General features: G+C 60.8%; 21 protein-coding genes and 3 pseudogenes. 18 read left to right on the top strand and 6 right to left on the bottom strand.

The features are described from left to right. Positions 1-19 precede the first annotated feature (19 nt). The gene (locus tag K7431_RS13540; RefSeq protein ID WP_012721641.1) at positions 20-964 is read right to left on the bottom strand and encodes a LysR family transcriptional regulator; all 945 of its coding nucleotides are present in this window, start codon (positions 962-964) and stop codon (positions 20-22) included. A gap of 155 nt (positions 965-1,119) precedes the next feature. Between K7431_RS13540 and K7431_RS13535 the strand changes: the two genes are divergently transcribed. Further along, positions 1,120-3,435 carry a TonB-dependent receptor gene (locus tag K7431_RS13535; protein ID WP_012721642.1) on the top strand — a complete coding sequence of 772 codons (2,316 nt, stop codon included), beginning with the start codon at positions 1,120-1,122 and terminating at the stop codon, positions 3,433-3,435. On the opposite strand, the gene K7431_RS13530 is transcribed toward K7431_RS13535, so the two are convergent. Further along, on the bottom strand, positions 3,406-4,593 hold the full coding sequence (locus K7431_RS13530; RefSeq protein ID WP_012721643.1) for a CynX/NimT family MFS transporter: 1,188 nt from the start codon (positions 4,591-4,593) through the stop codon (positions 3,406-3,408). The two genes, K7431_RS13535 and K7431_RS13530, sit on opposite strands and share 30 nt — an antisense overlap. 108 nt (positions 4,594-4,701) lie before the next feature. Between K7431_RS13530 and K7431_RS13525 the strand changes: the two genes are divergently transcribed. From K7431_RS13525 to K7431_RS13495, 7 genes are all read left to right on the top strand, one after another. Then, the gene (locus tag K7431_RS13525) at positions 4,702-5,568 is read left to right on the top strand and encodes a LysR family transcriptional regulator (protein WP_012721644.1); all 867 of its coding nucleotides are present in this window, start codon (positions 4,702-4,704) and stop codon (positions 5,566-5,568) included. A 224-nt stretch (positions 5,569-5,792) separates the two neighbouring features. Further along, positions 5,793-6,608 (top strand): energy transducer TonB, encoded by an 816-nt coding sequence (locus K7431_RS13520; RefSeq protein ID WP_012721645.1) that lies wholly within the window; start codon positions 5,793-5,795, stop codon positions 6,606-6,608. A gap of 54 nt (positions 6,609-6,662) precedes the next feature. After that, positions 6,663-7,382 (top strand): MotA/TolQ/ExbB proton channel family protein, encoded by a 720-nt coding sequence (locus K7431_RS13515; protein ID WP_012721646.1) that lies wholly within the window; start codon positions 6,663-6,665, stop codon positions 7,380-7,382. Between the two features lies 1 nt (position 7,383). Further along, entirely contained in the window at positions 7,384-7,785 is a 402-nt protein-coding gene (locus tag K7431_RS13510) for an ExbD/TolR family protein (RefSeq protein ID WP_010565408.1), read from the top strand. A gap of 329 nt (positions 7,786-8,114) precedes the next feature. Next, positions 8,115-8,696 (top strand): alpha/beta hydrolase, encoded by a 582-nt coding sequence (locus tag K7431_RS13505; RefSeq protein ID WP_012721647.1) that lies wholly within the window; start codon positions 8,115-8,117, stop codon positions 8,694-8,696. Positions 8,697-8,745: 49 nt separating this feature from the next. Then, on the top strand, positions 8,746-9,666 hold the full coding sequence (locus K7431_RS13500) for a sigma 54-interacting transcriptional regulator (protein ID WP_012721648.1): 921 nt from the start codon (positions 8,746-8,748) through the stop codon (positions 9,664-9,666). 150 nt (positions 9,667-9,816) lie between these two features. Next, positions 9,817-10,599, top strand: a complete 783-nt coding sequence (locus K7431_RS13495) for a MetQ/NlpA family ABC transporter substrate-binding protein (protein ID WP_012721649.1) — start codon at positions 9,817-9,819, stop codon at positions 10,597-10,599. Positions 10,600-11,026: 427 nt separating this feature from the next. Here K7431_RS13495 and K7431_RS13490 read toward each other — a convergent pair whose 3' ends face one another. The 3 genes from K7431_RS13490 to K7431_RS13480 all read right to left on the bottom strand — a co-directional run bounded on the left by K7431_RS13490 (position 11,027) and on the right by K7431_RS13480 (position 12,113). Continuing rightward, positions 11,027-11,305, bottom strand: coding sequence for a transposase (locus tag K7431_RS13490; protein ID WP_224265917.1), 279 nt, complete (start codon positions 11,303-11,305; stop codon positions 11,027-11,029). Positions 11,306-11,559: 254 nt separating this feature from the next. Further along, positions 11,560-11,853, bottom strand: coding sequence for a type II toxin-antitoxin system RelE/ParE family toxin (locus K7431_RS13485; protein WP_012721650.1), 294 nt, complete (start codon positions 11,851-11,853; stop codon positions 11,560-11,562). After that, positions 11,841-12,113, bottom strand: a complete 273-nt coding sequence (locus tag K7431_RS13480; RefSeq protein ID WP_012721651.1) for a CopG family ribbon-helix-helix protein — start codon at positions 12,111-12,113, stop codon at positions 11,841-11,843. The genes K7431_RS13485 and K7431_RS13480 overlap by 13 nt, the downstream gene beginning before the upstream one ends. Positions 12,114-12,308: 195 nt before the next feature. Between K7431_RS13480 and K7431_RS13475 the strand changes: the two are divergent. The 7 genes and pseudogenes from K7431_RS13475 to K7431_RS13440 all read left to right on the top strand — a co-directional run bounded on the left by K7431_RS13475 (position 12,309) and on the right by K7431_RS13440 (position 18,468). Beyond that, positions 12,309-12,875, top strand: a pseudogene (locus tag K7431_RS13475) (recombinase family protein). A gap of 188 nt (positions 12,876-13,063) precedes the next feature. Next, a pseudogene (locus K7431_RS13465) lies at positions 13,064-13,475 on the top strand (IS481 family transposase); the annotation flags it as partial. After that, a pseudogene (locus tag K7431_RS13460) lies at positions 13,455-14,161 on the top strand (AAA family ATPase); the annotation flags it as partial. The pseudogenes K7431_RS13465 and K7431_RS13460, both read left to right, overlap by 21 nt. Before the next feature lie 1,377 nt (positions 14,162-15,538). Then, a complete protein-coding gene (locus K7431_RS13455; RefSeq protein ID WP_012721652.1) occupies positions 15,539-16,204 on the top strand; it encodes an amino acid ABC transporter permease in 666 nt (221 codons plus the stop codon). Next, positions 16,185-16,844 carry an amino acid ABC transporter permease gene (locus K7431_RS13450; protein ID WP_012721653.1) on the top strand — a complete coding sequence of 220 codons (660 nt, stop codon included), beginning with the start codon at positions 16,185-16,187 and terminating at the stop codon, positions 16,842-16,844. Before K7431_RS13455 ends, K7431_RS13450 begins: the two co-directional genes overlap by 20 nt. Beyond that, positions 16,841-17,617, top strand: coding sequence for an amino acid ABC transporter ATP-binding protein (locus tag K7431_RS13445; protein WP_012721654.1), 777 nt, complete (start codon positions 16,841-16,843; stop codon positions 17,615-17,617). Before K7431_RS13450 ends, K7431_RS13445 begins: the two co-directional genes overlap by 4 nt. Next, a complete protein-coding gene (locus tag K7431_RS13440) occupies positions 17,614-18,468 on the top strand; it encodes a transporter substrate-binding domain-containing protein (protein WP_012721655.1) in 855 nt (284 codons plus the stop codon). Before K7431_RS13445 ends, K7431_RS13440 begins: the two co-directional genes overlap by 4 nt. A gap of 98 nt (positions 18,469-18,566) precedes the next feature. On the opposite strand, the gene K7431_RS13435 is transcribed toward K7431_RS13440, so the two are convergent. Then, positions 18,567-19,727 (bottom strand): AAA family ATPase, encoded by a 1,161-nt coding sequence (locus K7431_RS13435; RefSeq protein WP_012721656.1) that lies wholly within the window; start codon positions 19,725-19,727, stop codon positions 18,567-18,569. 256 nt (positions 19,728-19,983) lie between these two features. On the opposite strand from K7431_RS13435, the gene K7431_RS13430 reads away from it, so the two are divergent. Genes K7431_RS13430 through K7431_RS13420 form a run of 3 tightly spaced genes read left to right on the top strand, consistent with a single transcriptional unit; the run spans position 19,984 to position 25,195 of the window. Beyond that, positions 19,984-21,066 (top strand): efflux RND transporter periplasmic adaptor subunit, encoded by a 1,083-nt coding sequence (locus K7431_RS13430; protein WP_012721657.1) that lies wholly within the window; start codon positions 19,984-19,986, stop codon positions 21,064-21,066. Beyond that, positions 21,063-22,133 (top strand): efflux RND transporter periplasmic adaptor subunit, encoded by a 1,071-nt coding sequence (locus K7431_RS13425; RefSeq protein WP_012721658.1) that lies wholly within the window; start codon positions 21,063-21,065, stop codon positions 22,131-22,133. Before K7431_RS13430 ends, K7431_RS13425 begins: the two co-directional genes overlap by 4 nt. Then, positions 22,130-25,195, top strand: coding sequence for an efflux RND transporter permease subunit (locus K7431_RS13420; protein ID WP_012721659.1), 3,066 nt, complete (start codon positions 22,130-22,132; stop codon positions 25,193-25,195). Before K7431_RS13425 ends, K7431_RS13420 begins: the two co-directional genes overlap by 4 nt. Positions 25,196-25,277 lie beyond the last annotated feature (82 nt).

Genomic DNA, 25,277 nt, shown 5'->3' with positions numbered 1-25,277 from the left:
GATGCAGTGAATGCATGGCCTAGACCGCAACGTTCTCCAGCGTGCACACCTCTTCATCCAACTCATCGACCTGCTTGATCTGCTCGATCATCGCTTCGGCCAGCGGCGACAAGCGATACCCCGCACGGCTGACGATGCCGTAGCGGGTGTAACGCTCCTCCAGATCCTCCGCCAGGCCCTCGATCGTCAAGCACACCAGTTCGCCCCGGGCCATGTGCAGCACATCGCTGTTGGCGCTGACGATGCCGATGGCGTCGGAGCGCAGCACCACGCCCATCAGGCTATAGCCGTTCTCGCATTCGACATTGGGCAGGTAATCGGGCCGGCCGCTGAGGTCGACGATGACCTTGCGCAGGTTGGGCGGGCGGATGGTCACGGCCAGTGGGTAACTCATCAGCTCGGCGGCGCTTACGCTGCCACGCCCGGCCAGTGGGTGGCCGGCGCGGCAGCAGAAATACCAGCGGCGCGGGCGCAGGCGGTGGGTGTGATAGTCCGGGTTGGCTTCGAAGTGGCGGGTGTCGGCGACGAAAAACTCGAACTCTTCACTGAGCAGGCGTTTGCTCAGGCTTTGCCAGTCGTCCACCTGGTACTGCACCCGTGCCTTGGGGTAGCGCCCGATAAAACTGCCGATGGCGCGCGGGATCAGGCCGCCGGCCGGTGCCGGGCCGCAACCGAAGCGTAATTCTCCCGCCTCCAGGCCATTGAACTGGCTGATCTCATTGGCCAACTGCTGCGCACCGCTGACCAGGCGCCGGGCGTGCTCCAGCAATACCTGGCCTTGTTTGGTCGGCGCCAGGTCTTTGCGGCCACGGTCAATCAGCTGGCAACCGGCGCTGTGTTCCAGGGCCTGGATACTGCGACTGAACGCCGATTGCGACAGGTTCACCGTCAACGCGGCGGCGACAAAACTGCGTTGTTCGGCAAGGGCGATGAAGTGACGAAGCTGGCGCAGATCGATATGCATTTTTCACATCAAAAATATCCGGGAAATGCATTGGCTATGCATTAGGTCGACTCCTTATAAAGGCTATCTCTTATGCAGTAAATGTTCGTAAAAACATAAATAAATAACCTAAAGGAATATCTCTCGATGGATATTTCCGGGTTCCGGAGCCGCTTATGAGTCTGTTGAAGTCCTTGCCCCTGGCCATTCTGGTGGCCGGCAGTTCCAGTTGGTCGCCGACCCAGGCCGCCGAAACGCCCGCGCCGGTAAGCAAGGGCGAGAGCGCCGGCGGCGAGTTGGAGACGGTCACCGTCACCGCCCGGCGGCGCACCGAAAGCGCCCAGGCAGTGCCGACGCCCATGAGCGTGATCGGCGGCCAGGCCCTGGAGAGCCAGCGGGTGTATCGGATTCAGGATCTGCAGCAACTGGTGCCCAGCGTCAACGTCGCCTACATGCATGCGCGCCAGTCCAGCGTGTCGATCCGCGGGCTTGGCAACAACCCGGCCAGCGATGGCCTGGAAGGCAGCGTAGGGCTGTATATCGACAACGTGTATCTCGGGCGGCCGGGCATGGCGGTGTTCGACCTGATGGACATCGAGCAGCTTGAAGTCTTGCGCGGCCCGCAAGGCACCTTGTTCGGCAAAAACACCACCGCCGGGGTGATCAACATCAGCACGCGCGCGCCGAGTTTTACCCCGGAGCGCAGCATTGAAACCTCGCTGGGCGAGGACGGCTACTTCCAGACCAAGGGCACGATTTCCGGCCCGCTCACCGATGACCTGGCGGGGCGTTTCTCGGCGTATCGCACCCGCAGCGACGGCGACATCAAGAACGAATACAACGGCCATGACCTCAACGGCGGCTCGCGCCAGGGCTTTCGCGGGCAACTGCTGTACAAGCCCAGCGAGACCTTCAACCTGCGCTGGATCGGCGATTACAACGAAGAGGATTCCAGCGCCGGCACCCGGGTGCTGTACAGCACCGGGCCGACCATCAACGGCACCAACCTCTACCAGTCGCGGGCCAACGCTGCAGGCGCGACCCTGGTCGATGGCACCCACCGCAAGGTCAACCTGGACAGCGACCAGCACGTCACCGTGTTCCAGGGCGGTACGTCGCTGGAGGCCAACTGGACGTTGCCGAGTGATTTCACCCTGACCTCGGTCAGTTCCTATCGCTTCTGGAATTTCACCCCGCGTAACGACGACGGCCTTAACGTGCCGGCGTCGTATAACGCCGGGGTGTCGGTGGAAGATAAGCAGTGGTCCCAGGAATTCCGGCTGGCTTCACCCACCGGCGGGTTCTTCGATTACGTGCTCGGTGCCTACTACTTCGGTAATTCGCTGGATAACAAATCCTTCAGCTATTACGGGCCGCAGGCCGACATCTGGAACGGCACGCCAGCCGGCGCACTGGCCAACGTCAGCAGCGTCGGCAACGGGCACATTCGCACCGACAGTTTTGCACTGTTTGCCCAGGGCACCTGGCACCTCACCGAGCGCCTGGATTTCACAGCCGGCCTGCGTGGCACCTATGAAGAAAAAAGTGCCTGGGTCACGCGTAACGCTCCCCTTGGCGGTGCGGCGGTCACCGGTGCTGCCGCGACGGCTCGACGCGGGCGCGCGGGGGCGTACGATTCCGGCGACCTCACGCAATACAGCACCAGCCCCTCGGGTTTGCTCAACCTGAGCTACCGCTTTAACGAAAACCTGCTGGGCTACGCGACCTTGTCCCATGGCGAGAAGTCCGGCGGGGTCAACCTGGCGGTAGGCTCGGCACCGACGGCCGGGGCCGACTCACTGCTGATCGGCACCGAGCGCGCCAATAACGTCGAACTGGGTTTCAAAAGCACCCTGTGGGACCGGCGGCTGCAGCTCAATGCCAACCTGTTCTGGACTCAGGTCAACGGCTACCAGACCAATGCCTATGACCAGGACAACCGTGTGCAGTACCTGACCAACGCCGGTTCGGTGCGCTCGCGGGGTGTCGAGGTGGAAAGCACCCTGGTGCCGATCAAGGGCCTGACGCTGAACCTCAACGGCTCGTTCAACGATGTGAGCTACCTGTCTTACAAAGATGCGCCGTGCCCGCCGGAAGTCAGTCTGCGCCCCGGTGCGCCGGCCTCCTGTGACCTGAGTGGGCACCAAGTGGTGGGGGCCTCGAAATGGATCGCCAACGCCAACGGCGAATACAAGTGGAACCTGGATAACGGCTTCGAACCCTACGTCACCGCCAGCTATGCCTTCCGCTCCAAGGCTGTGGGCACCGTGGAGGACTCCGACTATGGACAGATTCCTGCCTACGCCGTGGTCAACCTGTCCACCGGCCTGCGTGGCAACTATGAGCAAGGGCAGTGGGACGTGTCGTTATGGCTGAAAAACGCCTTCGACAAGACCTACTACACCACGCTGTGGACGGGGGGGAACGGCGGCTACGAAGGCCTGCTTGGTACGCCGCGCACGCTAGGAGTGACCGGGCGCTATGACTTCTAGCCCCGTGCGATAGGTGGCCGGGCTGAACACGCGCGTCACCACCAGCATCGCCACCGCCGTGACCGTCAGCACCACCCAGGCGCTGACAAAGTTGCCGGTCAGCCCGCGCAACCAGCCGGTCAGCCACGGCGACACCGCATTGATCAAGAAGCCCACGCCTTGCACAAAGGCCGCCAGTTGCCCGGCCTGGCGTGGGTCGCGATGGTGGTCGAGGGTCAGCAGCAGGCTCAAGGCGAAACACGCGCCCAGGCCGAAGCCGCACAGCGCCACCCAGAGGTGCGGATATTCCTGCGGCGCGACGATCAGGCCGAGGTAACCCACGGTCTGGGCCAGCAGGGCGATGCCCAGCAGCGGCCGACGGTCGATACCGCGCTGCGCCAGCACCGGCATCAACAGCGCGGCGAGCACCTGGAAGATGGTCATGAACGCCAGCAGCGAACCGCTGGGCAACACGCCCCAGCCAAGTTGCTGATAGTAGGCCGGCAGCCACGCCACCAGGCTCATGTAGCCGCAATTGACCAGGCCGAAATACAGCGCCAGCAACCAGGCGCGGCGATTGCGCAGGTCCTTGAAGGCCGGCACCACCTGTGGATTTCTGGCCGCGCCCAGGGGCAGCCAGGCCCATAGCAGCAAGGCGCCCAACGCCGGCAGCAGCCACACCCCCAACCCCGCCTGCCATTCCTGGAAATGCGTGGCCACCAGCGGGCTGAGCAGCGCTGCCAGCCCGCCGCCGGCCATCAGCGAGGCCGAATACACGCCCATCGCCACCGGCACGCGATGACGGAATTCGCGCTTGATCATCGCCGGCACCAAGGCCTGGATCAGCGCCACGCCCGCACCGCCGAGCAACGCCGTGACCAGCAGCGCCGACGCCTGGCCCATCAGCCAGCGTGCCAGGCACGCCAGCAGGATCATTATCAGGCCCAGGGCGATGCCGCGCCGTTCGCCAAGGCGGGCTTCCACGCGCACGCCCACCAGCGCCACCAGCCCCATGCACACCACCGGCAGGCTGGTCAGCAGGGCGCTGCTCTGGAAACTCAGGCCGGTGGCCTGGCGGATCTCGCCGAGCAACGGGCTGATGGAACTGAGGATCGGCCGCAGGTTCAGGCCGAGCACCACCAGCAGGCCCCAGCCGGCGAGGGATTTGTTCAGGGTCATGCAACGCTCTTGCAGTCGGCAAATGAGGCGTGAGTATGGCCAGCACCCAAGGTATTCTGAAATTAAATATAACCATGCCAACCAGTGGCAAAGAGAATGGTGACGCTGATGTTCGATCCCGTGTTGTTGCGCAGCTTTGTCGCCGTGGTGGACTGCGGCAACTTCACCCGTGCCGCCGAGCGCCTGCACTTGACCCAATCCACCGTGAGCCAGCAGATCCGCCGCCTGGAAGACGCGGTGGCGCGCCAGTTGCTGGACCGCGACCAGCGCCGCGTGGTCGCCACCGCCGAGGGCGAACGCTTGCTGGCCTATGCGCGGCGCATCCTCGCGTTGCATGAAGAAGCCACCGATGTGTTGATCAACCAACAGAGCGACGGCGTACTGCGCCTGGGGGTGCCGGAAGACTTTGCCGCCGAGCGCCTGATGCCGTTGCTGTCGGCATTTGTGCTGGCCTATCCACGGGTGCGCCTGGAGGTCACCAGCGGCCTGGGCCCCGAGTTGCAGCGCCAATACCGCAGTGGTGAATTCGACGTGTTGCTGGTCAAGCAGATGGGCAGCAGCGATGACTGCCTGGCCTCGTGGCCCGAGCCGCTGTGTTGGGTCGACAGCCGCAGCACCCCGTGCCTGGGGCGCGACCCTCTGCCGTTGGTGGCATTCCCGGTGGGCGGCCTGTACCGCAATGAAATGTTGCACCACTTGGAAGTGGGCGGCTGGCGCTGGCGCATCGGTTATTCCAGCGCCAGCCTGGCCAGCGTGTGTTCGGCGGTGGCGGCGGGGTTGGGTGTGAGTCTGTTGCCGCGACGGGTCGTGCAGCCAGGGCATGTGGAACTGGGGCCGGACAGCGGTTTGCCCGTGGTGCAAGGCGTGCGCCTGGCGTTGTATGCCCGTCATGGCCTGAGTGCCGCGGGGCAGTGCTTGCAGGCTGAGCTGTTCGATTTGTGTGCAAACAGCCCCGTTGAGCCATGCCTTAAGTGAATATTTTGTATGCCTGAAAAGCATCAAAAAAAACCACCTCGACGCCAGGCCACGTGGGCCGGGGCTTTGGTGTTTGCAGAGCATTCGTTTATTCAAATTTGATCTATCTATAACTTCAAAGATTACTTTAAGAGATAAGCGTCTGGCCCCGATGATTCAGCCCTCGACGGCCTTCCACGCAGGCCCGTCGGTTTTTTGGTTTCGAAACCGTAGGGAGTGAATCAATGGGCAATGTCCAGACCGCCGCCAGTGCACCCGAGGCGCAATGGCGCCAGGCACCGAGTGGTGAGTTGGTCGACCTTGGCCGGCCGCACCGCGCGCCGTTGGGGCAATTGCGGACGCAGCAAACCCCGAAGCGCTTCTCCAGCCGCCGCGAAGGGATCCTGCTCGGTTTGTTGGTACTGGCCCTGCACGGTGCAGTGATTTATTGGGTCAGCCAGAAACCCACGCCGGTGCTGCCGATTGTGCCGCCGGAGATTCCGCCGATGACCATCGAATTTTCCCAGCCGGCACCGCCCGTGGTGGAACCGCCACCGCCTGTGCCGCCACCACCGCCACCGCCTGTTGTCGAGCCACCGCCGCCGGTGGTGGATGAGTTGGCCGCCAAGCCGGCGCCGCCCAAGCCGATTCCAAAACCCAAGCCCAAGCCGGTGCCAAAGCCTGAGCCCAAGCCCGCACCGAAACCGGTCGAGCAGGCGCCCACGCCACCGCAACCGGCGCCACCGGCCCCTGCGCCCGCTCCGCCCGCGCCAGCCCCGGTGACACCGGCTTCGGCCAACGCCGCGTACCTCAAGAACCCGGCGCCGGAGTACCCGTCCCTGGCGCAGCGTCGCGGTTGGGAAGGCACGGTGTTGTTGCGGGTGCATGTATTGGCCAGCGGCAAGCCGGGCGAGATCCAGGTCCAGAAAAGCAGCGGTCGCCAGCAACTCGACGACGCCGCACTGACCGCCGTGAAGCGGTGGAGCTTCGTGCCGGCCAAGCAGGGCGATGTGGCCCAGGACGGCTGGGTCAGCGTACCGATCGACTTCAAGATTCACTAACTATTGCGCTGCGGTGTGCAGCACACGCCGCGACTAGTACAGAGGGAAAACATCATGGCATTAGCATCTCCACTTGAATCCATCGAAAGCGCGGTGATCTGGCTGCTGGTGGTTTTTTCGGTCGCCACTTGGGGCCTGGCCCTGCTCAAGGGCGTGCAGTTCGGTCGCCTCAAGGCCCAGGATCGCAGGTTCCATAAACAGTTCTGGGCGGCGTCGAGTCTCGACTCGGCCGCCGAACTGGCCGAAACCCAGCCAGGCGCTGCTGCCCGTGTCGCCCAGGCCGGTTATGCCGCGATCCAGGTGGGTGAAACCCCGCACGCCGCTGACCTCAGCCAGGCGATCAATCATCAGGACCGTCTCGAACGTGCCCTGCGCCAGCAGATCGTGCGCGAGCGCCGTTCCCTGGAGACCGGCCTGGCCGTGGTCGCCAGTATCGGAAGCACCTCGCCGTTTATCGGCCTGTTCGGCACCGTGTGGGGGATCATGGAAGCGCTCAAGGGCATCAGCGCCGCCGGTTCCGCCAGCCTCGAAACCGTGGCCGGTCCGATCGGTGCAGCACTGGTTGCGACGGGCGTGGGCATCGCTGTCGCGGTGCCGGCGGTGCTGGTCTACAACTATTTCCTGCGTCGCCTGAAACTGACGGCTGCCGACCTGGATGATTTTGCCCACGACTTCTACAGCCTGGCACAGAAGAATTCGTTCCGCGTGCTGCTGCATCCTGCCTTGACCAAGCATGCGCCTGGCAACCCGCAGAAAGTGAAGGAGGCGTCCTGAGATGGCCTTTTCCACGCAAGACAGTGATGAGGTGCTGAGCGAGATCAACGTCACGCCGCTGGTGGACGTGATGCTGGTACTGCTGGTGGTGTTTATCGTCACCGCGCCGCTGTTGACCAACGCGATCCCGATCAACCTGCCCAAGACCGAGGCCGTGGCCCCGGTGGAGCAGAAAGACCCGCTGGTGGTGAGCATCGACGGCGCGGGCAAACTGTTTATCAACAAGGACGAAATCCAGCCGGACCTGCTGGAATTCAACCTGCAGGCGGCGAAGGCCAAGGACCCCGATGTGCGGGTGCAACTGCAGGCTGACGATGGTGTGAACTACGGCGAAGTGGCGCGAGCCATGGCGTCTATCGAGCGCGCGGGGATTACCAAGCTGTCGGTGATTACCGCACGTTAGTTGCAACGCTTCCACCAATAGCCTCGACAACTTTTTGGCCGTTTCCTTGGCAGGGTGCGGCCTTTTTTTTGCCTGGGATTTACTCAACACCCCCGAGTCCCTATGTGGAACCTGGTCAATGTGGGAGGGGGCTTGCTCCCGATGGCGGTGTATCAGCCGCCACCTGTATCAACTGACCCACTGCTATCGGGAGCAAGCCCCCTCCCACAGTTTGATCTTCATCGGCTTTGATATTTTGGTTATTAATAAATAGCTTCTTATTCCTTAACGAATATAACCCTCGTCCCTATACTGTTCAGCAACGTTAAACGCTGCAGGAGGGCACACCCATGCACAGCGAGTCGATTCGTTACCTGATCGTGCCGGGCTGGCAAGGATCGCCAGAAGATCATTGGCAAAGTCATTGGCAGAACAGCCTGCCCAACAGCGCCCGTGTGGAACAGGCCGACTGGCTGACGCCACGGCGCGAAGACTGGGTCGCCGCGCTGGCCGAGGCCATTGCGGCCGACAGCACGCCAGTGATCCTGATCGCCCATAGCTTGGGCTGCATCACCGTGGCGCATTGGGCGGCTACCGCGCCAGTGCAGTTCCTGCGCCAGGTGCGTGGCGCCTTGCTGGTGGCTCCGGCCGATGTCGAACGCCCGGCGTGCTCGCCTGCCCTGCGCAACTTTGCGCCAATTCCGACCGACTTGCTGCCGTTTCCCACCCAGGTGGTCAGCTCCGATAACGACAGCGCCGTCAGCGCTCCCCGGGCCGTGGAACTGGCGCGTAACTGGGGCGCTGAAGCCGGCATTCTGTCCGGTGCCGGCCATATCAATGTGAAGTCCGGCCACCAGCGTTGGGAGCAGGGTTTCGCCTACCTTTATCGCCTGCAAAGCCGCCTTGAGCATCACGCCCGGCGCACTGCCTGACTATCTTTAAACGCCCCGTCCCTGAGTGGATTTGGGGCGGGAGCCTGCCATGAGCCTGCATGAAACCTACGGCCAGCCACTGCTGACCTTCCCCGACGCGGAAAAAAGCCCGCTGAGCATTCGCGCCAAAGCGTTGGTCTTTGTTGATCCACGCTCGCGGCAACTGCGCGAAGACCTGGAAAGCCTCGCGCCGCGCGCCCTGCCGGTGTTGATTCGCGGCGAAACCGGCAGCGGTAAAGAGCTGCTGGCGCGGCACATCCACCGTGGCAGCGACCGCACCGGGCTGTTTGTCTCGGTCAATTGCGGCGCCATCAGCCCGACCTATGCCGATGCCGAGTTGTTCGGTTATGCGGCCGGTGCCCACAGTGGCGCGGCCAGCAGCCGGGCGGGGTGGTTCGGTTCGGCGAATGGCGGCACCTTGTACTTGGATGAGATCGGCGACTTGCCGCTACCGATCCAGGTAAAACTGCTGGCCGCGCTGGAAAACCATGAAGTCACCCGCGTCGGCGCCCATCAGCCCAGCCCGGTGGATGTGCGTCTGGTAGCAGCCACCAGCATCGACTTGGCCCAGGCCGTGGCCGCCGGCAAGTTCCATGAGCGCTTGTTTCATTACCTGAGCGAAGGCCAGCTGGACTTGCCCGCCTTGCGCGAGCGTGTCGGTGACATCCTGTCCCTGGCCGAGTATTTCCTGGGCATCTACAGCCAGCGCCTGGACCTGCCGGTGCCGCTGATCAGCGACGCCGCCCAGCGCGTGCTGGAGCACCACACCTGGCCGGGCAATACGCGTGAGCTGGAAAACGTTATTCACTTTGCATTGCTGGTCAGCAGCGGCGACGAGATTTTGCCCGAGCATCTGAATTTGCCTGTGGGGGGCACGCCGTTGGAGCAGGTACAGCGAATTTTCAACACGGCCAGCCCCGCCGAGCAGGAAGCCTTGCGCAGCTTTCTACGTGAACAAGCAACTACATGAGCAAAATGGAATATCAACGTGAATAAAAGATATTGTTCGGGAATAAAAAATCTAGGTATTGTCCCTCCCACGCCGCGATAGCACTTCGCTGGCACACCAAATAAAAAAACGGCCGTCAGAGACGACCCGGAATTTTGATAAGGACACTGCATGAAAAAGGTTCTGTTGTTTACCGCACTGGCGGCTGCCCTGACTGCTGGCTTCGCCCAGGCTAACGAGAAACTGGTGGTGGCCGCGACCCCAGTGCCGCACGCCGAGATCCTCGAATTGGTCAAGCCAACCCTCGCCAAAGAAGGCGTGGACTTGGAAATCAAAGTCTTCACAGACTACGTACAACCTAACGTGCAGGTGGCTGAGAAGCGCCTGGATGCCAACTACTTCCAGACCCTGCCGTACCTGGAAAACTTCAACAAGGGCAAGGGCACCAACCTGGTCACCGTGGTTGGCGTGCACGTTGAACCCTTCGGCGGTTACTCGAAAAAGATCAAGAACATCTCCGAGCTGAAAGATGGCGCCACCGTGGCCATTCCTAACGAAGGCTCCAACAGCGGCCGCGCCCTGTTGCTGCTGCAGAAAGCCGGTGTGATCACCCTGAAAGATCCGACCAACGCCCTGGCCACGCCAAAAGACATCGCCAGCAACCCCAAGAACCTGAAGTTCAAAGAGCTGGAATCGGCCCTGCTGCCACGCGTGCTGGATCAGGTTGATCTGGACTTGATCAACACCAACTACGCCCTGGAAGCTGGCCTCAACCCAGCCAAGGACGCGCTGATCATCGAAAGCGCTGACTCGCCGTACGTGAACTTCCTGGTGGCTCGCCCGGACAACAAGGACAGCGACGCTATCCAGAAACTGTCCAAGGCCCTGACCAGCCCGGAAGTCAAAGCTTTCATCGAGAAGAAGTACAACGGTGCGGTAGTGCCTGCGTTCTGATGTAACTGAAAACCCCCTTCAAGGTTTCAACGCCGATGGCTTATATAGCGTCGGCGTTTTTTATGCCTGAAATTTGGAATGCAATCCAAATGGGGGAGGGGGCTTGCCCCCGATTGCAGTGTGTCAGCCAATCAATCTGTAACTGATACACCGCCATCGGGGGCAAGCCTCCTCCCACATTTGATCTTCATCTCACAGCGGATATTTCGGTGTTTTACAGGGCTCTGCTATTTGTAGCGGCTTGCAATCGAAAACAACCGTGCTCGCAATCAGCGCAGTTTTCGGCTCAGATTAATTGCGAGCGAGCTTGCATTCAGCGACATCGGCTTGCATTCCATCGTCTCCGGCTCACATTAACTGCAACTGAACATCCTCCCCCTCAGGCAGCCCAAGAGGTCACTTTTGCATTGCTGGTGACAGAGGCTATTCAACTGGCAAGCTGCTTGATGCGCTCCACCCATCGTCCGAATGCTTCGTTCGCGTAGTCCAGCACCTTGGGTTCTGCTCCCTGCTCACGTAGGGAGGTCTTGAAGTTGTCCAAGTCAGACAGCCATTGCCCATGCAATCTTTCCAGATCCTTGATATGTGGCTGGAGAACTTGCAGGTTCTCGCCCGCATGAAGTGCCTGATAGCCGCGCTTCAGCGTGGCTGCCATTGTCAGCAGTTGAGCCCCCATTTGCTTATGCTGTTCGGAGAACTCGGCCATGCCGTGATAGGGCCGCGATGGCTTGTTGCGTTAGGCTTCGGATGCTTCTTCCATGATACGGGCGTAGCGGTAGAACCCAGGGAGCTCGTGGGACAGCGCCATGAGCTGCTGGTCGGACGTACTGACCCAAATTTGATGCACGTGTCCCATCATGCGATTGATGACGGCCTACGCCTCGATGACACCTTCGACGGCGAGTTGCAGCATCTGCTGATCTATCCTCGCGGCCAGTTGGCGGAATTCGTTTATGCTCATCAGTTTCCCGCCTCTTTTTGGTGTCGGAATGCCAGGACATACACCGCATCAGCGGTCGGCTCGTGGTGATACAGGGCCACATAGCCAGAATCCCCGAAAGCAATCACCAACTCGCGCAGCTCTGGCATTTCAGGGAATGGCCGACCAATGTCGGGGGCTGTTTCCAGTAGCAAGAATTGCCGTTCGATGGCCTGACCGGCCCGCTTCGCGGCTTCCGGCGCCTTTGCGGCCAAGAACTGTCGGCATCGCTCCAATCCTTGCGCCGCGTCTTCGGTGACGATTACTTGCGGCACTCAGGCACCGCCTTTTCGTCTTCGGTGCCCCAGGTGTTCAACCAGGTACGCACTTCCTGGCCGGTCAGGTGCCGACCGGTTTCCTGATAGGCCGCCCAGGATGCCAAGGCTTCCTGCTTGAAGCTCTCGCGGGCTTCCTCACGCTCGACATATTGCTGGATGGCTTCGAGCATGATCCAGTGGGACGAGCGGCGGCGCTGGCTGGCGAGGTGCTGGACGCGACCTTTTAGGGTGTCATCAATCTTGAGAGACGTGGCCATAGTTGGCTTCCTATTACAGAGTAATACCTAGTGATACTCTAGTTCTGCCGACCCTGTCCGTCAAACGTAGGTTTGTTGGCATCAGGTTGAGATGAGGTCGTCCGCTCCGAACGCCGCATTATCTGTATCCAGTAACAGCTTCCAATTTTCAATATCCGACTACACCGAATTTTCATTGAATATATGGACGAAACCGTGCTGATTGGATATGCCCGCGTCTCAACCGACGACCAACTCCTCGATCTGCAACGCGATGCATTGGAGAAAGCAGGCTGTGAGCGCGTGTTCGAAGACACCGCCAGCGGTGCCAAAGCCGAGCGAGTAGGTTTGACTGCCTTGCTGACCACGCTACGCCGAGGAGATACCTTAGTGCTTTGGCGTCTGTATCGTCTTGGTCGCTCGCTGAAGGATTTGATCCGGTTGGTCGGGCAGTTGGACGCCGCTAGCGTCAGCTTGCAAGAAAGCATCGACACCGCTTCGAGTGCTGGGCGTTTGATATTTCAGCTGTTCGGTGCCCTGGCCGAGTTCGAACGCAACTTGATTCGTGAGCGCACCCAAGCGGGGGTTGTCAGCAGCACGAGCACGCGGGCGTAAGGGCGGGCGTAAGAAAAGGCTCGACCCGCCAAGCAAGAACTGACTTTGCGCCTGTACCGCGAGCGAAAACACACCGTGGCAGAGATCTGCCGTTTGATGGGAATCGGACGTTCGACGCTCTACAACTATTTGACCGAGGCCGAGCGCAATGCCCAGCGGGCGGCATAGCGCCATCCCTGACGAATCGCTGACGCAGTTGCGGCAGCGGCTCGACCGTTTGCCGAAGAAAAGCCGGAGCGAGCTACCCAGGTGGCCGCGATAGCGGAGTTGTGTGGCGTGTCTCCCAGCACCGTGTACCGGGCGTTGAACCTTATCCATAAACCCCATGCGGCTCACCGTGCCGAAGTGCCTACTCCAACTTTCCGTTCCAAGGCCGCCCGAAGATGATCTACCTGGGCAATGGCCGGGTGGCCAAGCGCCGCGTTTTCCAGAACGTCATGCAGGCACTGGGCATCAAGTGGCAGACACATATTCCCGCCGGCAAGGATGGAACACTTACAACTGCTCGCTCAAAGGGCAAGGTTGAACGGCCATTTCGCACCGTCAAGGAAGCCCATGAGACGCTGTATCACTTCCACAAGCGCGGGCCAACGAATGGCTGATGCGTTACCTGGTGCGCACCTACAATGTGCAGAGCCATCGCAGCGAGCGCATTCACGAATTGAGGACTGGCAGTTCAATCTGACCGATGAAGGCATTCGTGAGATGTGTACCTGGGAACAATTCTGCCGCTTTGCCCGCGAGCCCGAACGCCGCCTGATTGCACTCTGTGGTGTCATCGGCAGCGGCAAAACTGTGATGCTGCGACGACTTCAACAGGTGATGGAGGCGGAGAAGAAAATCACCGTCTCCAAATCCCTAGCCATCGAGAAGCACAGCATCAGGCTGGCCACCTTCATCGCTGCGCTCCTACGACTTGTCTACCGAAAAGCAGGTGCGCATTCTGACCCAGGCCGAAAAGCGTGAGCGTGACTTGCGCGAACTGGTGAGGAAGAACAAGCGCCCGGTGGCCCTGTTCGTGGATGAGGCCCATGACCTCAACGGGCATACCCTAACAGGGCTCAAGCGCTTGATGGAGCTGGTCGAGGACGGCGAAGGCCGGCTATCGGTAGTGCTGGCCGGGCATCCCAAACTGCGTAACGACCTGCGTCGCCGAACGATGGAGGAAATCGGCTACCGCACTGACATCTTCTCGCTCGACGGCATCGCCGGCAGTCAGCGTGAGTACATTCACTGGCTGCTGGAAACCTGCACGGAGGACAAGGTCGAGGCTGAATCGATTCTGACCGAGGAAGCAATTGAGCTACTCGCCACCAAGCTGCGCACGCCGTTGCAAATTCAAGCAGTTCGACGCCACGCCCACCGAGATCAAAGCGCTGTTCAGCAACGCGCTTGATCCGGCCCGAGCCGCTGAACTGCGTGACAAAATGCTGGCCGCAGGGCTGCCGATTTGATTCGGGCCGAAGACTGGTCAGTTGCAGTTAATGTGAGCCGAAAACTGCGCCGATTGCGAGAACGGCTGTTTTCGATTGCAAGCCGCTACACTTATGTATTGAAGTCAGGGGGGCTTTATGCCTTATGCATTATGACCGCAAATAAAAACCAGCCAGCTTAACTGGCTGGTATAAACCGCAAGGCGGCCATCAAACTAAGTCAACACTCCATATAATCGGATGATGTCGTTATTGAGTAGTAATTATGATAGGGGTACTCCAAGTCCCGCTACCGCCTGGCACATCTGTTAGTTGGGCGCTATACGTATTTGGTGGAGCAGAAATGTTAAGAATGAAATTCCCCGCCGCATCAGCCATAGTGGACCCCAGAAGCCCCCCGCTACCTGTAATACATGCGTAAACTGGGTCGTGCGGCCGGTTAACGGTGCCGGAAATTACAGCACTTCCTGGTGAGGAACAGTAGTTTAGTTTAATACTTGTAACTGCCATATTAGTTTCTCCATTATTTTTTTCGCAGCAAATGCGATCAGTGTTGTTTGTCAATGCGTGTGTTTTAGTTTGCATGGTGCAATAAAAAACGCATAGACTTTATTGATCTATTCATTTTGCTTTATTGCATATGCATGAGAGAGGTTAGAGGACTTTATTTTTACCCGCACCTGTAAGAAATGACAGTTTCTTATATTTTTTCGCTATGGGCAGGCGTCGTTGCGCAGGGAGCAAATGCTATGGCCAGAAGAAGTATGAGCGGATGACCCGCGAGATCGAGAGAACTCTCCATGAGGCCGACTACCCCAACGGCAAGTTGTATACCCAAGAAGAAGTCATCCAGGTGATGCAGGAACGCATCGACCGAGCACTAGACAAGCCATGTTAATTGTCTGACAGAAAATTCGGCGGTTCCGGCTTACAACCTCGAACCGACCAGCTGCAGTTAATGTGAGCCGGAGACGATGGAATGCAAGCCGATGCGGCTGAATGCAGGCTCGCTCGCAATTAATCTGAGCCAGACGGCTCCGACAGTCGCAGTTAATCTGAGCCGAAAATTGCGCTGATTGCGAGCACGGCTGTTTTCGATTGCAAGCCACTACAGCTATTGATCGCCCGGTGCAATGCCACCAGCCACTTCACCAGTTCCTTTGGATCGATTGGTGTTGTTGGGTTCATTATTCAATCCCTCGAAATACAGACCCCCCAACCATAGCTGTCACCTGCCAAACCCGCGAATTCGACGGTTATCTTTTTGGGTGATATGAATATGCTATTTAGGTATTTAAATTTTACTTTTTATACCTTTAAAGTTCGCGCTACCCGGCGTTACCCACGCTGGATCGGACGGCGCTCGCCGCATTACCCCTGCGGCGTCATGGACTAGAAATGACCTTCGATTTCAATTTTATCCTCAGCACCTTGCCGGCGTTTCTAAAGGCCGTGGGGGTGACGCTGCAAGTGGGCTTGATCGCCATTGCCACCTCCTTGCTGGTGGCACTGATCAACGCGGCGCTGCTGGTGTTTCGCACGCCGTACCTGTCGCGGCTGGTGGCGCTGTATGTGGAGCTGGCGCGCAACACGCCGCTGCTGATCCAACTGTTTTTCGTGTACTTCGCGCTACCGGCTCTGGGCTTCAATATTTCCGGGTTCTGGGCGGCAATCATCACCATGACGTTCCTTGGCGGCGCCTACCTCACCGAAGTGCTGCGCGCCGGTGTGGAAGCGGTGCCGCTGGCGCAGATCGAGTCGGGCAAGTCCATCGGCCTGTCCGACTGGCAGCTGCTGCGCCACGTGATCCTGCCCCAGGCCGGCATTCTCAGCTTGCCGGCGCTGTTCGCCAATTTCATCTTCCTGCTCAAGGAGACCACCGTGGTCTCCGCCGTGGCGGTGCCGGAGATTCTCTACACCACCAAAAGCTACATCGCCCTTTACTACAAGACTTACGAAATGCTTGCCGTGCTGACGCTGATTTGCGTGCTGCTGTTCCTGCCACTGTCGCTGCTGCTCAGCCGCCTGGAAAGGAGGCTCCAGCATGGCCAGTTCGGGTCTTGAGTTGTTGTGGGTGTCGTTGCCGCAACTGGGCAAGGGCGCTGCGCAGACCCTGTCGATTTCGTTTTTGAGCATCGCCTTCAGTACTGTCGGCGGCGTGTTGTATGGCGTGCTGCGCACCTTGAACAACCGGCTGATCAACGCTGTGCTACGGGTGTACCTGGAGTTGTTCCGCGCGATTCCGGTGCTGGTGTGGCTGTACCTGCTGTTTTTCGGCCTGCCGATTTTCTTTGGCCTGAGCATCCCGAGTTTCTGGTGCGCCGTGCTGGTGTTGTCGTTGTGGGGCGCCAGCGAGGTCGGCGAAGTGGTGCGTGGCGCGTTGCATTCGCTGCCCCGTGGCCAGCGTGAAGCGGGGTTGTCGATTGGGCTGTCCGACCCGCAACTGTACGGCTACGTGCTGCTGCCCCAGGCTCTCAAACGCATGACGCCACCGACCATCAACGTCTACACGCGCATCATCAAGACCAGCTCCCTGGCGGTGCTGATCGGCGTGGTGGACGTGATTAAGGTCGGTCAGCAAATCATTGAGCGCACCTATGAGTCCGTGTTGATCTACGGCGTGCTGTTCCTGTTTTTCTTCTTTATCTGCTACCCGTTGTCGGCCGCCTCCAAGGTGCTGGAACGGCGCTGGGCCCAAACATGAGTGCGTTGATCGAGTTCCAGGGTTTCAACAAATTTTTCGGCGACCAGCAGGTGCTCAAGGGCATCGACCTGAGCGTGCAAAGCGGCGAAGTGGTGGTGATCCTCGGCCCCAGCGGCTGCGGCAAAAGCACCTTGCTGCGTTGCCTCAATGGCCTGGAAGTCGCACACAGCGGCAGCCTGCGTTTCGCCGGCAAAGAGCTGTTGGACAACAGCACCGACTGGCGCCAGGTGCGCCAGGACGTGGGCATGGTGTTCCAGAGCTACCACTTGTTCCCGCACATGAGCGTGCTCGATAACATCTTGCTTGGCCCCTTGAAAGTACAAAAACGTGACCCTCGCGAAGCCCGTGAACAGGCAGAAAAACTGCTCGATCGCATAGGCCTGGCCGATAAGCGCGACGCCTTCCCGCGTCAGCTGTCCGGCGGCCAGCAGCAACGCATCGCCATCGTCCGCTCGTTGTGCATGAACCCCCAGGTCATGCTGTTTGACGAAGTCACCGCCGCCCTCGACCCGGAGATGGTCAAGGAAGTGCTGGAAGTGATCCAGGGCCTGGCCCGCGATGGCATGACCCTGTTGATCGTCACCCACGAAATGGCCTTCGCCCGCGCCGTCGCCGACCGCGTGGTGTTCATGGAGGCCGGTCGCATCCTTGAACACAACACCCCCGAAGCATTCTTTACGAACCCGCAAACCGCACGCGCGCAGCAGTTCCTGGAGAAGTTCTCCTTTGTTTCAACACTGCCCAAAAAGACCCAGGAACTGGAGCTGATATGAAAAAGTTACTGCTGCCACTGTTGGCCGTCGCCCTGCTGGCCGGCTGCGATAAGAAGGCTGAAGAGCCCACCAAACCCACGGCTGCCGCCGTGAGCTATATCGACAAGATCAAGGCGCGGGACAAGCTGATTGTCGGCGTCTTCACCGATAAGCCACCGTTCGGCTTCGTCAACGAAGCAGGCCGCTATGTCGGCTTCGATACCGATATCGGCCGCCGATTCGCCAAGGACCTGCTGGGCGATGAAAACAAGGTTGAGTTTGTCGCCGTCGAGCCGGCCAGCCGTATTCCGTTCCTGCAAAGCGACAAGGTCGACTTGATCCTCGCCAACATGACGGTGACGCCGGAGCGCAAGGAAGCGGTGGACTTTACCAACCCCAACTTGAAAGTTGCGGTACAGGCCCTGGTGCCTCAGGACAGCTCGGTGAAAAGCCTGGATGACCTGGCCACCCGCACCACCATCGTGACCACCGGCACCACGGCTGATATCTGGCTGACCAAGCACCACCCGGACTGGAAACTGCTCAAGTTCGAGAAGAACTCCGAGTCGTTGCAGGCGCTGTCGGCTGGACGGGGTGATGCCTACGCTCAGGACAATCTGGTGCTGTTCAGCTGGGCCAAGCAGAACCCGGGCTACCGCGTGCTGGAAGAAAAACTCGGTGATGAAGCGCCGATTGCGCCAGCGGTGAAAAAGGGCAACGTCGAACTGCGTGACTGGGTGAATGCCGAGTTGGCGAAGTTGGGTGAGGAAAAGTTTTTGCTCAAGCTGTACGACCAATATGTGCGTAAAGAGCTGAGCGATGACACCCAGCCTGAGAGTGTGATTGTTGAAGGCGGGAAGTGGCAGGGTTGATACCGCTATCGGGGGCAAGCCCCTCCCACATTATTGATCTGTGAATACATTCAAGTGTGGGAGGAGGCTTGCCCCCGATGAGGCCTTCCAGTCACCCCCTATTCCGGCCAATGCCAAGCCGGCGCATCCAAAATCCCCTGGCCCACGATCCGGGTTTCTCCCATCACCTTCTCCAACACAATCGAATTGCACGCCTGGTCCTGCTGCAACGCCGCAATCAACCGGCTGGCGTGTGACACCACCCACACCTGGCACTGCTGGGAGGCTTGGATGATCAAGCGCGCCAACGCGGGTAGCAGGTCCGGATGCAGGCTGGTCTCCGGTTCGTTCAGCACCATCATGGTGGGTGGCCGAGGCGTGAGCAGCGCTGCGATCAGCAGCAGGTAACGCAAGGTGCCGTCGGACAATTCCGCCGCTGACAGTGGCCGCAGCAAGCCCTCCTGATAGAACTCAATCGCGAAGCGCCCGCCCTGTAACGGTTCAATGTTCAGGCGTGCGCCGGGGAATGCGTCGCTGACTGCCCGTTGCAGCGCCTCGGGGTCGCCGATCTCGCGAATGGTCTGCAACGCCGCCGCCAGGTCGCGGCCGTCGTGGTGCAGCACCGGCGTGCGGGTGCCCAGTTGTGGCTGGCGTACCGGCGCATCGACATCGCTGCGAAAGTGATCGTAAAAGCGCCAGCCACGAATGCTTTCGCGCAGCAGCAGCACTTCCGGCGAGCCGCGCAGGCTGCCGACCTGGTCGAACAGACTGTGGTAGTTGGGCGTGTGCTGGGCCAGTACATCCCAGTTGCGACCGTCACGGGCACGCACCATCGGCCCTGAGCGCTGCACCAGCAGGCTGGCCGGGCGGTAGATCTGGCCCGCCCAGATGCATTCTTTCTTCACCTCAGGGTCCAGGGAGAAAAACGACCGGCTCGGTTCGGGCAACCCCAGTGAGATGGCGTAGCTGAAATCCTCCCCGGCAAACCCCAGGCGCAAGCGCTTCACGCCCTGGCGCACCACGGCCTCGACCGGCACCTCACCGTTGCGCATACGCCGGCTGATGGTTTCCGGGCCGGCCCAGAAGGTGGAGTCCAGCCCGCCCTCACGGGCCAGTGCATTGATCACCCCGCCTTGGGCGGTTTCCGCCAGCAGGCGCAGGGCGCGGTACAAGTTGGACTTGCCGCTGCCGTTGGGGCCGGTGACCAGGTTCAGCCGGTCCAGGGGCACCACCAATTTGTTGATCGAGCGGTAATTGGCCACCGCGAGGGTCTTGAGCATCGGTCACCTACCTGTAGTGAGCGGGCTTGCCCCGCGCGAGGCCCTAACGGCCTGCACAAGGATCATAACCTTTTGGGACTGCTTCGCAGTCCAACGGGAGCAAGCTCCCTCGCCACAGGGTGCGTCTTGCCCTTAACCGGATGGCAGTGGGGCAAGCCCGCTCACGACAAGCAGAAAGCATGCATCGGTGGAACCCTGAACTAAGCTCACAGTCGCATAAACACTGGCAAGTCGGCATCACGCAAAAGGAGCCTGCATGGGCGGTCGTATTTCCACCTGTATTGTTGGTCTTGGCCTACTGGCGCTGTTGAGCGGCTGTGGCGAGGAAAAGGCTGAACCCAAGGCGCACTCACGGGTGTTTGTGCAGACTGTGCAGCCGGCGGATTTTGCCGCGGCCGTCACCTTGACGGGGGATATCCAGGCCCGGGTGCAAACCGATCTGTCCTTTCGCGTCGGCGGCAAGATCATCCAGCGCACGGTGGATGTGGGCGACCGTGTGAGCGCCAAGCAGGTGCTGGCCAAGCTCGACCCCAAGGACCTGCAGACCAACGTCGATTCCGCCCAGGCCCAGGTCGTGGCCGAGCAGGCACGGGTCAAGCAGACCGCCGCCGCCTTCGTGCGCCAGGAAAAACTCTTGCCCAAGGGCTACACCAGCCGCAGCGAATACGATTCCGCCCAGGCCGCGTTGCGCAGCAGCCAAAGCGCACTGGCCGCCGCCCAGGCCCAATTGGCTAACGCACGGGAGCAACTCGGCTATACCTCGCTGGTGGCCGAAGCGCCGGGCGTGATTACCGCGCGCCAGGCCGAAGTCGGCCAGGTGGTGCAGGCCACCGTGCCGATTTTCAGCCTGGCGCGCGATGGCGAGCGCGATGCTGTGTTCAACGTGTATGAATCCCTGCTGGTGGAGCCACCGCCGGATGCACCGATCACCGTGAGCCTGCTGGATAACCCAAGCATCAAGGTCCAGGGCAAAGTACGCGAAGTCACGCCTGCCGTGGCCGCCAACACCGGCACTGTGCAGGTGAAAATCGCCCTGCAAGCATTACCCAAAGGCATGGAATTGGGCTCGGTGGTGAGCGCGACCGCCAATGGCCCGGCCAAGGCGAGTATCGAATTGCCGTGGGCCGCGCTGACGAAAGACCTCAGCGAGCCCGCCGTTTGGCTGATCGACGGCGACGGCAAGGCGCAACTGCACAAGGTCACCGTGGCGCGTTATCTCACCGGCAAGGTGATCATTGGCGACGGCCTCAAGGGCGGCGAAAAAGTCGTGGTGGCCGGCGGGCAATTGCTGCACCCCGGCATGCTGGTCGAGATCGCCCAGCAAGGAGCCCAACCATGAAGCGCCTGACGCTCATACTCGCTGCCAGCCTGTTACTGGTGGCCTGCTCCAAAGAAGAACCGCCGCCCGAGCCGGTGCGTCCGGTGTTATCCATGGAAGTGACGTCTGAGAACCAGGAAAACCTTGGCCGCTTCGCCGGCACCATCCAGGCCCGCTACGAAAGTAACCTGGGCTTTCGCGTGCCCGGCCGGATTGCCCGGCGTGCCGTGGACGTGGGCGCCGAGGTGGAGAAGGGCGCCTTGCTCGCCGTCCTCGACCCCACCGACCAACAGAACCAATTGCGTTCGGCCCAGGGCGACCTGGCCCGCGTGCAGGCGCAATACATCAACGCCCAGGCTAACGCCCGCCGTCAGCAGGAACTGTTCAACCGTGGCGTCGGCGCCCAGGCTCAGTTGGATATCGCCCAGACCGACCTGAAGACCACCCAGGCTTCCCTCGACCAGGCCCAGGCTGCGGTCAATCAAGCCAAGGACCAACTCAACTACGCCGAACTGCGCACTGATCACGCCGGCATCGTCACCGCCTGGAATGCCGAGGCCGGCCAGGTGGTCAGCGCCGGCCAGCAAGTGGTGACCCTGGCCCGACCGGACATCAAGGAAGCGGTGATCGACCTGCCGGCCGGCCTCGCCGAGCGTCTGCCGCCAGACGTGGTGTTCCTGGTCGCCGGGCAACTCGACCCCAGCGTGCAGACCACTGCCATCGTGCGCGAGATCGAACCCCAGGCCCAAAGCGCCACGCGCACCCGCCGAGCACGCCTGACCCTGGCCGAAACACCGCCTGCGTTCCGCCTGGGCACGGCGATCAGCGTGACCTTGAGCACCGCCATCGCCCCGCGCATCGAACTGCCCCTGAGCGCCTTGCAGGAAGTCGACGGCAAGACCCGTATCTGGCTGCTCGATACCCAGAACCAGACCGTGCAACCGCGCGACATCACCGTGATCAGCCGTGACGCCGACAGCGCGGTGCTCAGTGGTGGCGTCAAACCCGGCGAGCGCATCGTCACCGCGGGCGTGAACAGCCTGAAACCCGGGCAAAAAGTCAAAATCGACGAGGACAGCCCGCGATGAAAGGGAGCTTCAACTTATCCGACTGGGCCCTCAAGCATCAGTCCTTCGTCTGGTACCTGATGTTCGTCGCGCTGCTGATGGGCGTGTTCTCCTACATGAACCTGGGCCGCGAGGAAGACCCTTCGTTCACCATCAAGACCATGGTGATCCAGACCCGTTGGCCGGGCGCGACCCAGGAGGAGACCCTCAAGCAGGTCACCGACCGCATCGAGAAAAAACTCGAAGAGCTGGACTCCCTCGACTACGTGAAAAGCTACACGCGGCCGGGTGAGTCCACGGTCTTCGTGTTCCTCAAGGACACCACCAGCGCCAAGGCCATCCCTGAGGTCTGGTACCAGGTGCGCAAGAAGATCGACGATATTCGCGGCACCTTCCCCCAAGGTCTGCAAGGGCCGTCGTTCAACGACGAGTTCGGTGATGTGTTTGGCTCGGTGTACGCCTTTACCGGCGACGGCCTGTCGATGCGCCAGCTGCGCGACTACGTGGAGCAGGTGCGCGCCGAGATCCGTTCGGTGCCGGGCCTGGGCAAGGTCGAGATGATCGGCCAGCAGGACGAAGTGATTTACCTGAATTTCTCCACGCGCAAACTGGCCGCCCTGGGCATTGATCAACGCCAAGTGGTGCAGAGCCTGCAATCGCAGAATGCGGTGACCCCGGCCGGGGTGATCGAGGCCGGGCCGGAACGGATTTCGGTGCGCACGTCGGGGCAGTTCGCCTCGGAGAAAGACCTGGCCAACGTCAACCTGCGGCTCAATGACCGTTTCTATCGGCTGGCGGACATTGCCGAGATCAGCCGTGGCTATGTGGACCCGGCGCGGCCGATGTTCCGTTTCAACGGCAAGCCGGCGATTGGCTTGGCGATTGCCATGCAGAAGGGCGGCAATATCCAGTCGTTCGGCAAGGCCCTGCATGAACGCATGGACGAATTGACCGCCGACCTGCCCGTGGGCGTCGGCGTGCACAAAGTGTCCGACCAGGCGGAGGTGGTGGAAGAGGCCGTCGGCGGCTTTACCAGCGCGCTGTTTGAAGCGGTGATCATCGTGCTGGTGGTGAGTTTTATCAGCCTCGGCATGCGCGCCGGGCTGGTGGTGGCGTGCTCGATTCCATTGGTGCTGGCGCTGGTGTTTGTGTTCATGGAATACAGCGGCATCACCATGCAGCGCGTGTCGTTGGGCGCGTTGATTATCGCCCTCGGCCTGTTGGTGGACGACGCGATGATCACCGTCGAGATGATGATCACGCGCCTGGAAAAAGGCGAAACCAAGGAGCAGGCGGCGACCTACGCCTACACGTCCACGGCGTTCCCGATGCTCACCGGTACGCTGGTGACCGTGGCAGGCTTTGTGCCGATTGGCCTCAACGCCAGCTCGGCGGGCGAGTACACCTTCACCCTGTTCGCAGTGATTGCCGTGGCCATGCTGGTGTCGTGGGTGGTGGCGGTGCTGTTTGCGCCGGTGATCGGGGTGCATATCCTCAGCGCCAACGTCAAACCCCACAGCGCTGAGCCCGGGCGTATTGGCCGTGCCTTCAATGGCGGCATGCTCTGGGCCATGCGTAACCGTTGGTGGGCGATCGGCATCACCGTGGCGCTGTTTGTGGCCTCGGTGTTCTCCATGCAGTTCGTGCAGAACCAGTTTTTTCCGTCGTCGGACCGTCCGGAAATCCTCGTCGACCTGAACCTGCCGCAAAACGCCTCGATCAACGAGACGCGCAAGGCCGTCGACCGCCTTGAAGCAATCATCAAGGACGACCCGGACATTGCGCGCTGGAGCACCTACATCGGTCAGGGTGCGATCCGTTTCTACCTGCCCCTCGACCAGCAACTGGAAAACCCCTACTACGCGCAGTTGGTGATCGTGAGCAAGGGCCTGGAAGAGCGTGGTGAGTTGATCGCGCGCCTGCAAAAGCGCCTGCGCGATGACTTCGTGGGGATTGGCAGCTACGTGCAGCCGCTGGAAATGGGGCCGCCGGTGGGTAGGCCGATTCAGTATCGCGTGTCGGGCAAAGACACCGACCAGGTGCGTAAACACGCCATCGAACTGGCGACCTTACTGGACCAGAACACCCACCTGGGCGAGATCATCTACGACTGGAACGAGCCCGGCAAAGTGCTGCGCATCGACATCGCCCAGGACAAGGCGCGGCAACTGGGGCTGTCATCGGAAGACGTGGCGCAGTTGATGAACAGCGTGGTCAGCGGTGCCTCGGTGACCCAGGTACACGATGATATCTACCTGATCAACGTCGTCGGCCGCGCCGAAGACGCCGAACGCGGCACGCCGGAAACCTTGCAGAACCTGCAGATCGTCACGCCCAACGGCACCTCGATCCCGCTGCTGGCCTTCGCCACCGTACGCTATGAACTGGAGCAGCCGCTGGTGTGGCGTCGCGACCGCAAGCCGACCATCACCATCAAGGCCTCGGTGCGCGACGAGATGCAGCCGACGGACTTGGTCAAGCAACTTAAGCCTGAGATCGACAAATTCAGCGCCGGCCTGCCGGTGGGCTACAAGGTTGCCACCGGCGGCACCGTGGAAGAAAGCGGCAAGGCCCAGGGCCCGATTGCCAGCGTGGTGCCGCTGATGCTGTTCCTCATGGCGACCTTCCTGATGATCCAGCTGCACAGCGTGCAGAAGATGTTCCTGGTGGCGAGTGTCGCGCCGCTGGGGCTGATCGGCGTAGTGCTGGCGTTGATACCCACCGGTACGCCCATGGGCTTCGTGGCGATCCTCGGGATTTTGGCGTTGATCGGTATCATCATCCGTAACTCGGTGATCCTGGTGACGCAGATTCATGAGTACGAAGTGGCCGGCTATACGCCGTGGGACGCGGTGGTGGAAGCCACCGAGCACCGGCGCCGGCCGATCCTGCTGACGGCGGCTGCGGCAAGCCTGGGCATGATCCCTATCGCCCGCGAAGTGTTCTGGGGGCCGATGGCGTACGCGATGATCGGCGGGATTATCATTGCGACCTTGTTGACGCTGTTGTTCCTGCCCGCGCTGTATGTGGCCTGGTACAAAATCCGCGAACCCAAGCAGGACCCTCAGGAAAAACGCGTTTAAAAATGTGGAGGCTTGCTGTGGTGAGCAAGCTTGATTGCGCTGGGGCGCGAAGCGCCCCTAAAAAGCCGGAGACTGCTACGCA

This window comes from Pseudomonas fluorescens group sp., from assembly GCF_020093335.1.
In the GTDB taxonomy this organism is placed as follows: Bacteria; Pseudomonadota; Gammaproteobacteria; order Pseudomonadales; family Pseudomonadaceae; genus Aquipseudomonas; species Aquipseudomonas petroselini.
The sequence above is the reverse complement of the archived record's forward strand: the minus strand, read 5'-3'. Positions and strand labels throughout refer to the sequence as shown.

Coding starts and splice junctions, on each gene's coding strand:
- K7431_RS13540 (WP_012721641.1), bottom strand. CDS start 964: ATGCATATCGATCTGCGCCAGCTTCGTCACTTCATCGCCCTTGCCGAA.
- K7431_RS13535 (WP_012721642.1), top strand. CDS start 1,120: ATGAGTCTGTTGAAGTCCTTGCCCCTGGCCATTCTGGTGGCCGGCAGT.
- K7431_RS13530 (WP_012721643.1), bottom strand. CDS start 4,593: ATGACCCTGAACAAATCCCTCGCCGGCTGGGGCCTGCTGGTGGTGCTC.
- K7431_RS13525 (WP_012721644.1), top strand. CDS start 4,702: ATGTTCGATCCCGTGTTGTTGCGCAGCTTTGTCGCCGTGGTGGACTGC.
- K7431_RS13520 (WP_012721645.1), top strand. CDS start 5,793: ATGGGCAATGTCCAGACCGCCGCCAGTGCACCCGAGGCGCAATGGCGC.
- K7431_RS13515 (WP_012721646.1), top strand. CDS start 6,663: ATGGCATTAGCATCTCCACTTGAATCCATCGAAAGCGCGGTGATCTGG.
- K7431_RS13510 (WP_010565408.1), top strand. CDS start 7,384: ATGGCCTTTTCCACGCAAGACAGTGATGAGGTGCTGAGCGAGATCAAC.
- K7431_RS13505 (WP_012721647.1), top strand. CDS start 8,115: ATGCACAGCGAGTCGATTCGTTACCTGATCGTGCCGGGCTGGCAAGGA.
- K7431_RS13500 (WP_012721648.1), top strand. CDS start 8,746: ATGAGCCTGCATGAAACCTACGGCCAGCCACTGCTGACCTTCCCCGAC.
- K7431_RS13495 (WP_012721649.1), top strand. CDS start 9,817: ATGAAAAAGGTTCTGTTGTTTACCGCACTGGCGGCTGCCCTGACTGCT.
- K7431_RS13490 (WP_224265917.1), bottom strand. CDS start 11,305: ATGGCCGAGTTCTCCGAACAGCATAAGCAAATGGGGGCTCAACTGCTG.
- K7431_RS13480 (WP_012721651.1), bottom strand. CDS start 12,113: ATGGCCACGTCTCTCAAGATTGATGACACCCTAAAAGGTCGCGTCCAG.
- K7431_RS13455 (WP_012721652.1), top strand. CDS start 15,539: ATGACCTTCGATTTCAATTTTATCCTCAGCACCTTGCCGGCGTTTCTA.
- K7431_RS13450 (WP_012721653.1), top strand. CDS start 16,185: ATGGCCAGTTCGGGTCTTGAGTTGTTGTGGGTGTCGTTGCCGCAACTG.
- K7431_RS13445 (WP_012721654.1), top strand. CDS start 16,841: ATGAGTGCGTTGATCGAGTTCCAGGGTTTCAACAAATTTTTCGGCGAC.
- K7431_RS13440 (WP_012721655.1), top strand. CDS start 17,614: ATGAAAAAGTTACTGCTGCCACTGTTGGCCGTCGCCCTGCTGGCCGGC.
- K7431_RS13435 (WP_012721656.1), bottom strand. CDS start 19,727: ATGCTCAAGACCCTCGCGGTGGCCAATTACCGCTCGATCAACAAATTG.
- K7431_RS13430 (WP_012721657.1), top strand. CDS start 19,984: ATGGGCGGTCGTATTTCCACCTGTATTGTTGGTCTTGGCCTACTGGCG.
- K7431_RS13425 (WP_012721658.1), top strand. CDS start 21,063: ATGAAGCGCCTGACGCTCATACTCGCTGCCAGCCTGTTACTGGTGGCC.
- K7431_RS13420 (WP_012721659.1), top strand. CDS start 22,130: ATGAAAGGGAGCTTCAACTTATCCGACTGGGCCCTCAAGCATCAGTCC.